Below are 12,918 nucleotides of genomic sequence, written 5' to 3'. Positions count from 1 at the left end.
CACGCATCAGTTGCAGCATCCAATGAAGGAGGCAGTCAGTATGAATGCAGTCTCGAACCGGCGCGCTAAGCGCCTCATCCTCACCGGCGTCGCCGGCCTCAGCGCCCTCGCTCTCGCGGGGTGCGCGAGCGGCGGAGGCGGGGGAGGCGGCGGCGAGGCCGGCGGCCCGCTCGTGCTCTACACCTGGGCCGCGAGCGAGGGCGACCAGGCCCAGTGGGCCGACTTCATCTCGGGCGCGCAGGCCGAAGATCCCGACCTCGACATCTCGGTCGAGGGACCGAGCTTCGCCGACTACTGGACCAAGGTGAAGACCCGCCTCTCGGGCGCCAACCCGCCCTGCCTGCTCACCACGCAGGCCGCCCGCGCGCAGGAGCTCGGCGACCTGCTCATGCCCCTCGACGACCTGATCGAGAAGAGCGGCTTCGACATCGAGAACATCGACGAGTCGATGCTCAGCGGCATGACGGTCGACGGAACGATCCGCGCGATCCCCTACGACGCCGAGCCCATCGTGCTCTTCTACAACGTCGAGGCGTTCCAGGCCGCGGGCCTCGACCTGCCGGGTGCGACGTACACGCGCGACCAGTTCGTGGCGGATGCCAAGGCGCTGACCGACGGCGACAAGAAGGGTCTCGCTCTCGCGCCCGGCATCTTCATCCCCAACGCCTGGTCGCTGGCCGACGGCGTGCCCGCGGTGACGGAGGACGGCGAGCTCGACCTCGAGAACCCGGAGTTCGTCGAGCAGATCCAGAGCTTCTTCGACCTCGTCGCCGTCGACGGCGTCGCGAAGGCTCCCGAGGCGGCCGACGGCTCGGAGGTCTCGCAGCAGGCGTTCACGAGCGGTGAGGTGCCGATGCTCATCGAGGGCCCGTGGATGTACGGCAGCTTCGCGGATGCCGCGGACTTCACCCTCGGCGTCTCGATCGTGCCCTCGACCAGCGGTGAGGCATCCGCCATGACCGCCGGGAGTGGCTTCGGCATCGCGGCGAACTGCGAGCGTCCCGACGAGGCCTTCGCGGCCATCGAGGCGCTCACCTCCCTGTCGGTGCAGGAGAAGCAGGCCGAGGCGCGCGGCATCGTTCCCGCCCGCATCGAGGCGCTCCCGGCCTGGGCCGAGGGCAAGACCGAAGGTTCTTCGGAGGTCGTCGAGGCGCTGCTCTCGAACGCGACCCCGCAGCGCACCACCCCGACCTGGAACCAGGTCGAGACCCTGATGACCCAGTACGGCGTGCAGGGCTACCGGGGTGAGCTGACGGCCGAGGAGATCATGGAGACGATCACGAACTCGGTGGGCGGCTGAGCGGATGGCGATCATGAGCGACCGGAGCGAGGCCACGGCCTCCTCCGTGATGCCCGGCGTGGCGGGGGTGCCGCTCGGCGCCCCCGCCCCGCCGGGGCCCCGGCTGCCGCGTCGGCGCGGGAACGGGTGGGTGGCGGTCGCGTTCCTCGCCCCCGGGATGATCGGGTTCGTCCTCTTCATCCTCACCCCGCTGTTCGGGTCGGCCTTCATCAGCCTCTTCGACTGGAAGCTGTTCGGGAGCCCCGACTTCATCGGCCTCGAGAACTACGTCAAGCTGTTCCGCGACCCGACCTTCTACACGGTGCTCGGCAACACGGTCATCTTCGCCGTGGTCTACACGGCGCTGAACCTGTTCGTCGCTCTCACCATCTCGCTGTGGCTCAACACCCGCATGAAGGCCGCGGGTGCGTGGCGGGTGATCTTCTTCCTCCCGGTCATCACCCCGATGGTCGCGAACGCCCTCGTCTGGCGGCTGCTGCTCTCGCAGGACGGGCTCGTGAACTCGATGCTCGCCACCGTCGGCATCGACGGCCCCAACTGGCTCTCCGACTCGGCCTGGGCGCTGCCCTCGGTGATCGCGATGTCGGTGTGGCAGTCGTTCGGCTACAACGTCATCGTGCTGTCGGCCGGACTCAGCGCCATCCCGAAGGAGCTGCTCGAGGCATCCCGCATCGACGGCACCAGCGCGTGGCAGCGCCTGCGCTACATCATCCTGCCGCTGCTCTCGCCCTCGCTCTTCTTCTGCTCGACCATGACGATGATCGGGGCGTTCCAGGTGTTCGTCCAACCGCTCTTCCTCACGCAGGGCGGACCGGGCGAGAGCACCAACACGTTCGTGCTGTACCTCTACCGCAACGGCTTCGTCTTCGACCGGCTCGGCTACGCCTCCGCCCTCGCGTGGATTCTCTTCGTCGTGGTGATGCTCATCACGGCCCTGCAGTTCGTCGGCCAGCGCAAGTGGGTGAACTATGAGTGACCGTGACCTCTCGGCGACCGCGCTGCTGATCCTGCCGCGGCGTCGGCACCAGCGCCGAGCATCCGCCAAGGAATGGCTCAACACCGCGGCGATCGCGGTGGTCGCGCTGATCTTCGCCTTCCCCTTCATCTGGATGTTCCTCACGGCGCTGAAGCCCGAGAACGAGGTGTTCACGGCGACGCCGCAGATCTTCGGATCCGAGATCCGCTGGGCGAACTTCGTCGAGGCGTGGACCGTCGTGCCGTTCGGACGCTTCATCCTCAACGGGCTGTTCGTCGCGATCGCCGGCGCCGCGCTCTCGGTCGTTGTCGCCGTGCTCTCGGCCTACGCCTTCTCGCGGCTGCGCTTCAAGTTCCGCGACAAGCTCTTCCTGCTGTTCGTGCTCACGCTCGTGCTGCCGCAGGAGGTGCTCGTCGTGCCGCTGTTCATCATGATCAACGCCTGGGGCTGGAACGACACCTACGGGGCGCTCATCATCCCGTTCGCCTTCACCGCGTTCGGAACCTTCCTCATGCGGCAGTTCTTCCTCACGATCCCGATCGAGTACGAGGAGGCCGCGCTGATCGACGGCGCCTCGCGCCTGCGCACCCTGTGGTCGGTGCTGCTGCCGCAGCTGGTCGCACCGCTGAGCGTGCTCGCGGTCTTCTCGTTCATCGGCTACTGGAACTCGTACCTGTGGCCGCTGATCATCATCAACACACAGGACATGGCGACCGTGCCGCTCGGGCTGGGGATGTTCACCGGCCAGTTCGGCACGCAGTGGTCGCTACTCATGGCGGCGTCGACGCTCGCCGTCATCCCCTCGTTGATCCTCGTGCTGCTGCTGCAACGGCAGCTCATCAAGGGGGTCACCCTGGGCGGACTCGGAGGACGATGATGAACGCATCGCAGAACACCGGCTCGAGCATCCTCGACGCCACCACCGCGGCCCACGCTGCTTTCGCCGACGTGACGGCGGGCAGCCGGATCGTGCACGTCGAGGCGCAGCTGGTCGACCTGCCGGTCGAGACCGTGCGCACCGACGCCCTGCAGACCTTCGTCAAGCAGGAGACGATCTTCGTGCGGATCCGCACGGCCGACGGCACCGAGGGCACAGGCTACAGCTACACGATCGGCACGGGCGGCGGGGCGGTGCTGAGCCTGCTGCGCGAGACGCTGCTGCCCGCGCTGATCGGCCTCGAGGCCGAGCGGCCCGAGGCGGTGTGGCTCGCGCTGTTCGGCATCACCCGCGCCACCACCGTCGGACCGATCACCGCGCTGGCGCTCGCCGCGGTCGACACGGCGGTGTGGGATGCCAAGACCCGGCGTGCGGGTCTGCCGCTGTGGGTCGCGGGTGGGGGCGCATCGCCGTCGATCCCGATGTACGACACCGAGGGCGGATGGCTGCACCTCACCGTCGACGAACTCGTCGCGCACGCGGTCGCCTCGAAGGAGCGCGGCATGGGCGGGGTGAAGATCAAGGTCGGAAAGCCCCGCGGTCACCAGGACCTCGAGCGCCTGCGCGCCGTCCGCGACGCCGTCGGCGACGACCTCGACATCATGGTCGACGCCAACCAGTCGTTCACGGTGTCGGAAGCGGTGCGCCGTGCGCGCCTGTTCGAGCAGGTCGACGTGTTCTGGTTCGAGGAGCCGCTGCCCGCGGAAGACATCGAGGGCCACCGCCAGCTCGCCCGGTCGACCTCGGTTCCGATCGCGGTCGGCGAGAGCATGTACTCGATCGGCCACTTCCGCGAGCACCTGCAGCGGGGCGGCGCGTCTATCGTTCAGCCCGATGTCGCCCGGGTCGGCGGAATCACGCCCTGGCTCAAGATCGCGCACCTGGCCGAATCGTTCAACGCCCCCGTCGCTCCGCACTTCCTCATGGAGCTGCACGTGTCGCTCGTGTGCGCCATCCCGAACGCCCTCTACCTCGAGCACATCCCGCAGCTGCGGGCCGTCACCACCGACGAGTTGCGCATCGAGGGCGGTCGCGGCTGGGCGCCGACCACGCCGGGCCTCGGCATCGCGTGGGACGACGCGGCGCTCGGGCGGTTGATCGTCTCGTGACCCGTCCCCTCCCCGTGCGCATCGGTCGCGGCGGACTCTCGGCCCCGCCGATCGGGTACGGCGCGGCCGCGCTCGGCAACCTCTACAGCGCGCTCGCCGACGACGCCTGGCCCGAAGTGGTGCCCGCGGCGTGGGCCGGCGGCATCCGCTACTTCGACGTCGCCCCGCACTACGGGCTCGGTCTGGCCGAACGGCGGTTGGGTGAGAGCCTGCGGGCGCTGCCGCGCGAGGAGTTCATCGTCTCGACGAAGGTCGGACGGCTGCTCGTGCCGCAGGATGCCGCGGGCCGCACCGACATCGACAACCTGTTCGCCGTGCCCGCCGATCATCGGCGCGTGCGCGACTACTCCCGTGACGGCGTACGGCGCTCGATCGACGACTCGCTCACGCGCCTCGGCCTCGACCGGATCGACCTGGTACTGGTGCACGACCCCGACGACTTCGAGCGCGAAGCCCTCGACGGCGCCTTCCCCGCGCTCAGCGAGTTGCGCGACCAGGGCGTGATCGGCTCGTTCGGAGCGGGCATGAACCAGAGCGCGATGCTCGCCCGGTTCGTGCGCGAGACGGATGCCGACGTGATGATGGTCGCCGGGCGCTGGACGCTGCTCGACCAGTCCGCAGGCTACGACCTGCTGCCCCTCGCCGCCGAGCGCGACGTGTCGGTGCTCGCCGCGGCGGTCTTCAACTCCGGCATCCTCGCAACCGACACCCCCGGGCAGGAGAGCCTGTTCGATTACGGTCCCGCCGACCGCGCGGTCGTCGAGCGCGCGCAGGCGATCGCGCGCATCGCGCACCGGCACGGCCACACGCTGCCCGAGCTCGCGGTGCAGTTCCCGCTGCGTCATCCGGCCGTCGCCGCCGTCGTGGTGGGCGGGGCCAGCGCCGGCCAGCTCGCCCAGAACAGCGTGCTCGCCGATCGGCCGGTGCCGGAGGAGGTGTGGCGCGAACTGCAGGAGCAGGGCCTGCTCGGAGCGGATGCCTCCGCGCGGCAGCCGCAGGCGCGAGAAGGGCAACCCGTACGATGAGACTCATGTTCAGCGACGACGAAGCCCGGGGACCACGGGCTCTGCCCGCCCGCCGCGCCCTCGTCGACGACGTCTACGACGCCGTGCTCGGGCTGCTCATGGACCGTGTCATCGAACCCGGTGCCCGCGTGAACATCGACGCGGTCGCCCGCGACCTCGACGTCTCGCCGACCCCGGTGCGCGAGGCCCTCACCCGCCTCGAATCCGAGGGGCTCGTCATCAAGCGCGCGCTCAAGGGGTACGTCGCCACCCCGCTGCTCGACGCCGACGGGCTGCGCGACCTCTACGACATGCGCGAGCTCCTCGAGCCCGAGGCCGCCCGCCGCGCGACGACGCACATCGACGCGGAGACCGAGGCCGAGCTCACCGCATCCGTGGCGCAGATGCGCACGGCATCCGCGCCCGACGACGATGAGCACTTCGAGAACTACCGCCGCTTCATCGACGAGGACCTGCACTTCCACCACCTCATCGCCGAGCACGCGCAGAGCCCGTTGCTGTCGGAGGCGATCGTGCGGCTGCGCTCGCACATGCACCTGTATCGGCTGAACTTCCGTCACGACTTCGAAGACGACACGGTCAGCGAGCACGAGAAGATCCTCGCGGCATTGCGTGGACGCGACGCCGAGGGCGCGGCATCCGCCATGCTCGCCCACATCACGAACTCGTACGCCCGCCTCGGGCCGGTGCTCGCGGCGCGCAGCGACGACGCGGCGGAGTAGTTCCGAGGCGGGGCGCTTCGACAGGCTCAGCGACCCAGTTCCTGCGCGCCGATAGTGGGTCCCTGAGCCTGTCGAAGGGTCCCACCCTCGCGGAGTTGCGCCGCCCTTCGTCTTGCTTCGCTCGCTCAGGAACCGGGTTTATCGGTTCCTGAGCGAGGAGCGAAGCGACGAGACGAAGGGCCGCGGCCTAACGGTTCCCTAACGCCAGGTAGAATAGAACCAGACACCCGCCCGCCTGTGCCGTTTTCCCCCGGCCGACGAGCCCCGAGGAGCCGCGTATATGCTGACGCTCCTCGCCGTGTTCCTCCTCGGGTCTCTCCTGATGCCCGTTCTGGTGCGCTGGCTGGGGTCTCAGGCATTCGCGATCGCCGCTCTCATTCCCGCGGCGGCATTCGTCCACGCGCTCGTGATGACACCGCAGGTGATCGACGGCGACTCCCCGTTCGTCTCGGTGTCGTGGATCCCGCAGCTCGGTCTGAACCTGTCGATGAACATGGACGTGCTCGGCTGGGTGCTCACGCTCATCGTCACGGGCGTCGGTTCGCTGGTGCTCCTCTACTGCCGCTGGTACTTCCACGACGACTCGGCCGGGATCGGCCAGTTCGCGGGCGTCCTCCTCGGTTTCGCCGGGGCGATGTACGGCCTCGTGCTCACCGACGACCTGGTCATGCTCGTCATGTTCTGGGAGGTGACGAGCATCCTCTCGTACCTCCTCATCGGTCACTACCGCCGTCGCGCGGCCAGCCGTCGTGCCGCGCTGCAGGCGCTGCTGGTCACCACGCTCGGCGGGCTCGTGATGTTCGTCGGGGTCGTGCTGCTGGTGGTGGATGCCGGCACGTCGAGCATCCGCGAGATCCTCGCCGAGGTGCCGACCGGACCGATGGTCGATGCCGCGATCGTCATGCTCCTGATCGGCGCGATCAGCAAGTCGGCGATCTTCCCGTTCCACTTCTGGCTCCCCGGTGCGATGGCCGCTCCCACCCCGGTGAGCGCGTACCTGCACGCCGCCGCGATGGTGAAGGCGGGTATCTACCTCATCGCGCGCTTCGCGCCGATCTTCGCCCTGAGCGCACCCTGGCGTCCGATCGTGATCAGCCTCGGCATCCTGACCATGCTGATCGGGGGGTTCCAGGCGCTGCGCGAGACCGACCTCAAGCGCATCCTCGCCTTCGGCACCGTCAGCCAGCTCGGCTTCTTCGCGGTCGTGGTCGGCTACGGCACGCAGGCCGCGGCCCTCGCGGGCCTCGCGCTGGTCATCGGCCACGCGCTGTTCAAGTCGGCGCTGTTCCTCATCGTGGGCGTGATCGACCGTCAGCTCTCGACGCGTGACATCAACGAGCTCTCGGGCGTGGGCCGTCAGGCCCCGGTCATGACGACGGCGGCGTTCATCTCGGTCGCGTCGATGGCGGGCGTCGCCCCGACCCTCGGTTTCGTGGCCAAGGAGTCGACGCTCACCGCGCTGCTCGACGATGCGATCGGCGGATCCCCGTGGGGTCTCGTCGCTCTGATCGGCGTGATCCTCGGATCCATGCTCACCGCGGCATATGGTGTGCGCTTCCTCTGGGGGGCGTTCTGGACCAAGCGCGACGCGCAGGGCGATCGGATGCCGGACACCCTCTGGCCCGACCCGCCGGTCGGCTTCCTGTCGGCGCCGATCATCCTCGCGGGTGTCACTCTCGCCGCGGGCATCGGCGCTCCCGCGCTCGACGTCGCGCTGCAGGGATATGCGGTGACAGCGACCCCCGGCCTCGACGCCGAGGGGCTGGCCGTCGAAGGCCCGGGGCACCTCGCCCTCTGGCACGGCTTCGAGCCCGCGCTCGGCATCTCGATCCTGTCGATCCTGCTCGGTTTCGGGATCTTCGTGCTCTCCCGACGCACCGGCTGGGATCGCAAGGCGCGACTGCTGCCGTTCACCGCGGCCGACGTCTACTACTTCGTCATGCGCGGCGTCGACCGTCTCTCGGTGCTCAGCACGACCCTCACCCAGCGCGGTTCGCTGCCCGTGTACGTCGGCACGATCTTCGTGGTGTTCGTCGCCGCCGAGGTCACGGCGCTCGTCGCGAGCGACATCGACCGCTTCCAGCTGTCGGCCTGGCACACCCCGGCGCAGATCGTCGTGGCGCCCATCATGGCGGCCGCCGGCCTCTTCGCGGTGCAGGCGCAGAAGCGCTACACCGGCGTCGTGCTCGTGTCGGTCACGGGCCTCGGCATGGTGGTGCTGTTCGCGACCAGCGGCGCCCCCGACCTCGCCCTCACGCAGATCCTCGTCGAGACCGTCACGATGGTGACCTTCGCCCTGGTGCTGCGGCGTCTGCCCTCGAAGATGGGCGAGCACAACGCCTCGGTCGGTCGGATCCCCCGCGCGCTGCTCGCGGTCGGCGTCGGTCTCACGATGGCGCTCGTCGCCGTGGTCGCCACGCAGTCGCGCATCCACGAGCCGATCTCGACCTCGTTCGCGCAGCTCGCCTACGAGATCGGTCACGGCAAGAACGTCGTCAACGTCGCTCTCGTCGACCTGCGTGGCTGGGACACGATGGGGGAGCTGTCGGTGCTCGTGCTCGCCGCGACCGGTGTCGCCTCGCTCGTCTTCGTCACCCATCGCGCCGACATGCTCGCCGCCACACTCAAGCTGCCGCGGTCGAAGCGCCGCCGCACGCAGAGCCGTCCGCTCGTCGAGACGACCGAGGGCATCCGCTTCCAGACCACCGAGAACCAGAGCAGCCCTCGGGCCTGGCTCGTCGGCGGCACGAAGATGAAGCCCGAGAACAGGTCGATCCTGCTCGAGGTCGTGGTGCGGGTGCTCTTCCACACCATCATCGTGGTGTCGATCTTCCTACTCTTCTCGGGCCACAACCTCCCCGGCGGCGGATTCGCCGGCGGTCTCGTCGCGGGAATGGCGCTCGTCATGCGCTACATCGCGGGCGGTCGCTGGGAGCTCGGCGCCGCCGCGCCCACCGATGCCGGACGCCTGCTCGGTGCGGGGCTGATCCTCGCCGTCGGCGCCGCCCTGATCCCCCTGTTCTTCGGCCAGGCCCCGCTCACCAGCACGTTCTGGGAGTGGGAGATCCCCGGGTTCGGGCACATGGAGTTCGTCACTTCGACGGTCTTCGACGTCGGTGTCTACCTCGTCGTCATCGGCCTCGTGCTCGACGTGCTGCGCAGCCTCGGCGCCGAGGTCGACCGTCAGACCCAGGCGCTGCGCGATGCGCCGATGGTCTCGCGTGAGAGGCGGGGTGCCAACTGATGGACGTCTCCCTCACCCTCATCGTGATCATGGCCGTGCTCTTCGCGTGCGGTGTGTACGCGATGCTCGAACGCAGCCTGACCCGCGTGCTCATCGGCTTCCTGCTGCTCGGCAATGCGACGAACCTGCTGCTGATGATCGTCATGGGCGTGCCCGGCAGCGCACCGTTCTACGGCGTCGACGGCGAGATCAGCGACCCGCTCCCGCAGGCCCTCACCCTCACCGCCATCGTCATCACGTTCGCGGTCTCGGCGTTCCTGCTCGCCCTCATCTACCGCTCCTGGCAGCTGGGCCAGGCCGACACCGTCGAGGACGACGAGGCCGACATCGCGCTGCGCGAGCGCACCGACGCCGACGAAGACCTCATGGACGACGAGTCCGAGACCGACGACGACGAGGCCACCACCGACTTCGTCGGCGTGCAGACCGCGCCGATCACGGTGCTCCACATGCGCGACCACTCGTCGATCCAGGACGACGCGCCCGTGGATCGGGCATACGGCTCGTACGGGACGGATGCCTCCGCGAGCGTCCTCGATGCCGAATCGGCGCCTCCCGACGACGAGGACGTGGAGACCGAATCCGTCGATGAGACGGATGCCGAAGCATCCGACGAAAACGCCCCCGAGCACACCGATGAGGAGGATCGCCGATGAGCGTTCTGGTTCCACTCCTCGTCGGACTCCCGCTGCTGGGCGCCGCGATCACCCTCGTCTTCGGTCGCAACGCGCGCCTGCAGGTGTTCGTCACCGTCGTCACGCTCGCCGCCGTCTCGGTGATCGCCGCCGTGCTGCTCGTCGCCGTCGACGCCGGCGACACCCCGATCGCGGTGTCGGTGGGCGGATGGCCCGTGCCGTTCGGCATCGTGCTCTACGTCGACCGGCTCGCCGCTCTCCTCGTGCTGATCTCGAGCATCGTGCTGCTCGCGGTGCTCCTCTTCTCGATCGGCCAGGGTGCTGCCGACGGCACCGACGAGACGCCGATCTCGATCTTCAACCCCTCGTACCTGATCCTCGCGGCGGGCATCTTCAACGCTTTCATCGCGGGTGATCTGTTCAATCTGTACGTCGGGTTCGAGATCCTGCTCGTGGCCTCGTACGTGCTGATCACGCTGGGCAGCACCGAGTCGCGCATCCGCACCGGCGCCGTCTACATCGTCGTCTCGCTGGTGTCGTCGATCCTGTTCCTCGCGTCGATCGCGATGATCTACGGTGCGGTCGGCACGGTCAACATGGCGCAGATCGCCGAGCGCATGGCCGAGCTGCCGCAGGAGACGCAGCTCGTGCTGCACCTCATGCTCGTCGTGGCGTTCGGCATCAAGGCCGCCATCTTCCCGGTGTCGTTCTGGCTGCCCGACTCCTACCCGACCGCGCCCGCCCCGGTCACCGCCGTCTTCGCCGGATTGCTGACCAAGGTCGGCGTCTACGCGCTCATCCGCACCGAGACGCAGCTGTTCGCCTCGAACAGCATCGACACGCTGCTGTTGATCATCGCGCTGGCGACCATGGTCGTCGGCGTGCTCGGCGCCGTCGCGCAAGCCGAGCTCAAACGAATCCTGTCGTTCACGCTCGTGAGTCACGTCGGGTACATGATCTTCGGCCTCGCGATCGCGACACCCGCAGCCATCGGCGCGACGGTCTACTACATCGTTCACCACATCGTCGTGCAGACGACCCTGTTCCTGGCCGTGGGGCTGGTCGAACGAAGAGCGGGGAGCACCTCGATCCTGCGGGTCAAGGGGCTGCTGAAGATCGCGCCGGTGATCGCCGTGCTCTACTTCATCCCCGCCATCAACCTCGGCGGGCTGCCGCCCTTCTCGGGGTTCATCGGCAAGTTCGCGCTCTTCGAGGCCGCGGCATCCGTCGGCACCCCCCTCATGATCGTGCTGATCATGGGCGGTATCGTCACCTCGCTCCTCACCCTCTACGCCCTCATGCGCGCCTGGAACCTGGCGTTCTGGCGCGAGGAGGAGGACTCGACCGAGACCGAGGGGCGCATCTCGTACCTCGGCAACGCGCCCGCCGCCGATGAGCAGCAGGAGCGTCGTCGCATCCCGAAGATCATGACGCTCGCGACCGCCGGCATGGTCGGGGTCACCGTCGCGCTCACCGTCTTCGCCGGGCCCCTCTACGAGCTCTGCGACCGCATCGGCGAAACGCTGCTGCAGCCCGTCAACCTCGTGCAGCTCGAAGAGGAGGTGGGCGGATGAGTCCCGAGGGCAAGCGCCACTTCTGGCGCGACCTGCGCGCCCAGCTGCCGTTCCTCGCCTGGCTGGTCGTGCTGTGGATGCTGCTGTGGGGGCAGTTCACGCTGCTGGCGTTCGTCTCCGGACTCGTCGTCGCGGTGTTCGTGACCCGGGTGTTCCGCCTGCCGACCGTCGAACTGTCGGGGCGCGTGAACGTGTTCTACGCCGCGCTGTTCGTGGTGCAGTTCCTCTGGGCGCTGCTGCGCGGCGCCGTCACCGTCGCCGTGCAGGTCTTCGACTTCCGCAAGCAGCCGGGCACCGCCATCATCGCGGTGCCGCTGCGCTACGCCGACGACCTCGTCATGACGCACGTCGCGGTCGTGTCGTCGCTCGTGCCGGGCTCGCTCGTCGTCGAGGCCGATCGCGACCGCCGCGTCCTGTACATGCACGTGATCGGCGTGGACGGGATGGACGACGTCGAGAAGCAGCGCCGCATCGTGCTGCGCTGGGAGCAGCGGGTGGTGCGTGCGCTCGGTGACCCCGCGCAGTATCGTGCGCTCAAGGCCGATGAGCGTGCGCGCGCGACCGCCGCCGGGTCTTCGACGAAGGGCGGTGCCCGATGAACATCCTGCTGCTCGTGATCATGGTGGTGTTCGGCATCGCCGCGATCCTCACCGTCATCCGCATCTTCCGTGGGCCCACGATCCTCGACCGCGCCGTCGCCTCCGACGTGCTGCTCACCGAGGTCATGTGCGTGCTCGGCGCCGAGATGGCGATCAACGGCCATACCCGCAGCATCCCGGTGCTGCTCATCATCGCCGCGATCGGCGTCTTCGGATCGATCTCGGTCGCCCGCTTCGTCGCACGAAGGGACAACACGACGCCATGAACATCTTCGGTCTCGTCATCCCCGACGCCGTCATCGACGTCGCCGTGCTCGTGCTCATCCTGCTCGGCGCGCTGCTCTGCCTCTCGGCCGCCGTCGGGCTGCTGCACTTCCGCGATGTGCCCTCACGACTGCACGCCGCCACCAAGCCGCAGGTGCTCGGCCTCGTCTTCATCTGCCTCGCGGTCGCCCTCGCGCAGCGCAGCGTCGGCGGCATCCTGCTGGGTCTGCTGCTGGTCGCACCGATCGTGCTCATGCAATTCGCGACCGCCCCGCTCTCGGCCCACATGGTCGGACGTCAGGCCTACCGCAACGGCTCCGCCGATCAGCGCCACCTCGTCGTCGACGAGCTCGCCGACGCCAAGCAGACCCCGCCCGCTGCGGGGTAGCGCGGGCGCGTCGGGCGTACCCAACTCAGGAACTTCGACCGATTGCTCGCCGATTCCGCCCGTTTGCACGTGCGTGGTGCAGTTCTTCCTGAGTTAGGTACATTGAGGGGCGGGTGTCGACTCCTCCTGCACGGAGCGGGGGAAG

Annotated in this window: 11 protein-coding genes and 1 pseudogene; all 12 read left to right on the top strand. The window is 68.7% G+C overall.

What is annotated here, in order from left to right:
• The first annotated feature begins 40 nt into the window (after window positions 1-40).
• The 12 genes and pseudogenes from ACIQTT_RS10135 (at window position 41) to mnhG (ending at window position 12,773) form a co-directional block, all read left to right on the top strand.
• Window positions 41-1,300: an ABC transporter substrate-binding protein gene (locus tag ACIQTT_RS10135; RefSeq protein WP_402789111.1), complete on the top strand. Its 1,260-nt coding sequence runs from the start codon at window positions 41-43 to the stop codon at window positions 1,298-1,300.
• A 13-nt stretch (window positions 1,301-1,313) separates the two neighbouring features.
• Window positions 1,314-2,276: a carbohydrate ABC transporter permease gene (locus ACIQTT_RS10130; RefSeq protein WP_402789109.1), complete on the top strand. Its 963-nt coding sequence runs from the start codon at window positions 1,314-1,316 to the stop codon at window positions 2,274-2,276.
• Window positions 2,269-3,153: a carbohydrate ABC transporter permease gene (locus ACIQTT_RS10125; protein ID WP_402789107.1), complete on the top strand. Its 885-nt coding sequence runs from the start codon at window positions 2,269-2,271 to the stop codon at window positions 3,151-3,153. Before ACIQTT_RS10130 ends, ACIQTT_RS10125 begins: the two co-directional genes overlap by 8 nt.
• Window positions 3,153-4,322, top strand: coding sequence for a mandelate racemase/muconate lactonizing enzyme family protein (locus tag ACIQTT_RS10120; RefSeq protein WP_402789105.1), 1,170 nt, complete (start codon window positions 3,153-3,155; stop codon window positions 4,320-4,322). The genes ACIQTT_RS10125 and ACIQTT_RS10120 overlap by 1 nt, the downstream gene beginning before the upstream one ends.
• Window positions 4,319-5,347, top strand: coding sequence for an aldo/keto reductase (locus ACIQTT_RS10115; RefSeq protein ID WP_402789103.1), 1,029 nt, complete (start codon window positions 4,319-4,321; stop codon window positions 5,345-5,347). Before ACIQTT_RS10120 ends, ACIQTT_RS10115 begins: the two co-directional genes overlap by 4 nt.
• Window positions 5,348-5,352: 5 nt before the next feature.
• Window positions 5,353-6,069 carry a GntR family transcriptional regulator gene (locus tag ACIQTT_RS10110; RefSeq protein ID WP_402789101.1) on the top strand — a complete coding sequence of 239 codons (717 nt, stop codon included), beginning with the start codon at window positions 5,353-5,355 and terminating at the stop codon, window positions 6,067-6,069.
• A 280-nt stretch (window positions 6,070-6,349) separates the two neighbouring features.
• Complete coding sequence (locus ACIQTT_RS10105) at window positions 6,350-9,313, top strand: Na+/H+ antiporter subunit A (protein ID WP_402789099.1); 2,964 nt, start codon at window positions 6,350-6,352, stop codon at window positions 9,311-9,313.
• Window positions 9,313-9,808, top strand: a pseudogene (locus ACIQTT_RS10100) (Na(+)/H(+) antiporter subunit C); the annotation flags it as partial. The gene ACIQTT_RS10105 and the pseudogene ACIQTT_RS10100, both read left to right, overlap by 1 nt.
• Window positions 9,809-9,965: 157 nt before the next feature.
• Window positions 9,966-11,522, top strand: a complete 1,557-nt coding sequence (locus ACIQTT_RS10095; protein WP_402789097.1) for a Na+/H+ antiporter subunit D — start codon at window positions 9,966-9,968, stop codon at window positions 11,520-11,522.
• On the top strand, window positions 11,519-12,121 hold the full coding sequence (locus ACIQTT_RS10090; protein ID WP_402789094.1) for a Na+/H+ antiporter subunit E: 603 nt from the start codon (window positions 11,519-11,521) through the stop codon (window positions 12,119-12,121). Before ACIQTT_RS10095 ends, ACIQTT_RS10090 begins: the two co-directional genes overlap by 4 nt.
• Window positions 12,118-12,387: a monovalent cation/H+ antiporter complex subunit F gene (locus ACIQTT_RS10085; protein WP_247623942.1), complete on the top strand. Its 270-nt coding sequence runs from the start codon at window positions 12,118-12,120 to the stop codon at window positions 12,385-12,387. Before ACIQTT_RS10090 ends, ACIQTT_RS10085 begins: the two co-directional genes overlap by 4 nt.
• Entirely contained in the window at window positions 12,384-12,773 is a 390-nt protein-coding gene (gene mnhG / locus ACIQTT_RS10080; RefSeq protein ID WP_402789092.1) for a monovalent cation/H(+) antiporter subunit G, read from the top strand. The genes ACIQTT_RS10085 and mnhG overlap by 4 nt, the downstream gene beginning before the upstream one ends.
• The last annotated feature ends 145 nt before the right edge of the window (window positions 12,774-12,918 follow it).

This window comes from Microbacterium sp. NPDC090225 (assembly GCF_044772365.1).
Lineage (GTDB): Bacteria > Actinomycetota > Actinomycetes > Actinomycetales > Microbacteriaceae > Microbacterium.
The sequence above is the reverse complement of the archived record's forward strand: the minus strand, read 5'-3'. Positions and strand labels throughout refer to the sequence as shown.

What these genes read in the sequence shown, in the direction of transcription:
- ACIQTT_RS10135 (WP_402789111.1), top strand. Translation starts at nt 41, where the DNA reads ATGAATGCAGTCTCGAACCGGCGCGCTAAGCGCCTCATCCTCACCGGC.
- ACIQTT_RS10095 (WP_402789097.1), top strand. Translation starts at nt 9,966, where the DNA reads ATGAGCGTTCTGGTTCCACTCCTCGTCGGACTCCCGCTGCTGGGCGCC.
- ACIQTT_RS10085 (WP_247623942.1), top strand. Translation starts at nt 12,118, where the DNA reads ATGAACATCCTGCTGCTCGTGATCATGGTGGTGTTCGGCATCGCCGCG.
- ACIQTT_RS10105 (WP_402789099.1), top strand. Translation starts at nt 6,350, where the DNA reads ATGCTGACGCTCCTCGCCGTGTTCCTCCTCGGGTCTCTCCTGATGCCC.
- ACIQTT_RS10110 (WP_402789101.1), top strand. Translation starts at nt 5,353, where the DNA reads ATGTTCAGCGACGACGAAGCCCGGGGACCACGGGCTCTGCCCGCCCGC.
- ACIQTT_RS10120 (WP_402789105.1), top strand. Translation starts at nt 3,153, where the DNA reads ATGAACGCATCGCAGAACACCGGCTCGAGCATCCTCGACGCCACCACC.
- ACIQTT_RS10125 (WP_402789107.1), top strand. Translation starts at nt 2,269, where the DNA reads ATGAGTGACCGTGACCTCTCGGCGACCGCGCTGCTGATCCTGCCGCGG.
- ACIQTT_RS10130 (WP_402789109.1), top strand. Translation starts at nt 1,314, where the DNA reads ATGAGCGACCGGAGCGAGGCCACGGCCTCCTCCGTGATGCCCGGCGTG.
- mnhG (WP_402789092.1), top strand. Translation starts at nt 12,384, where the DNA reads ATGAACATCTTCGGTCTCGTCATCCCCGACGCCGTCATCGACGTCGCC.
- ACIQTT_RS10090 (WP_402789094.1), top strand. Translation starts at nt 11,519, where the DNA reads ATGAGTCCCGAGGGCAAGCGCCACTTCTGGCGCGACCTGCGCGCCCAG.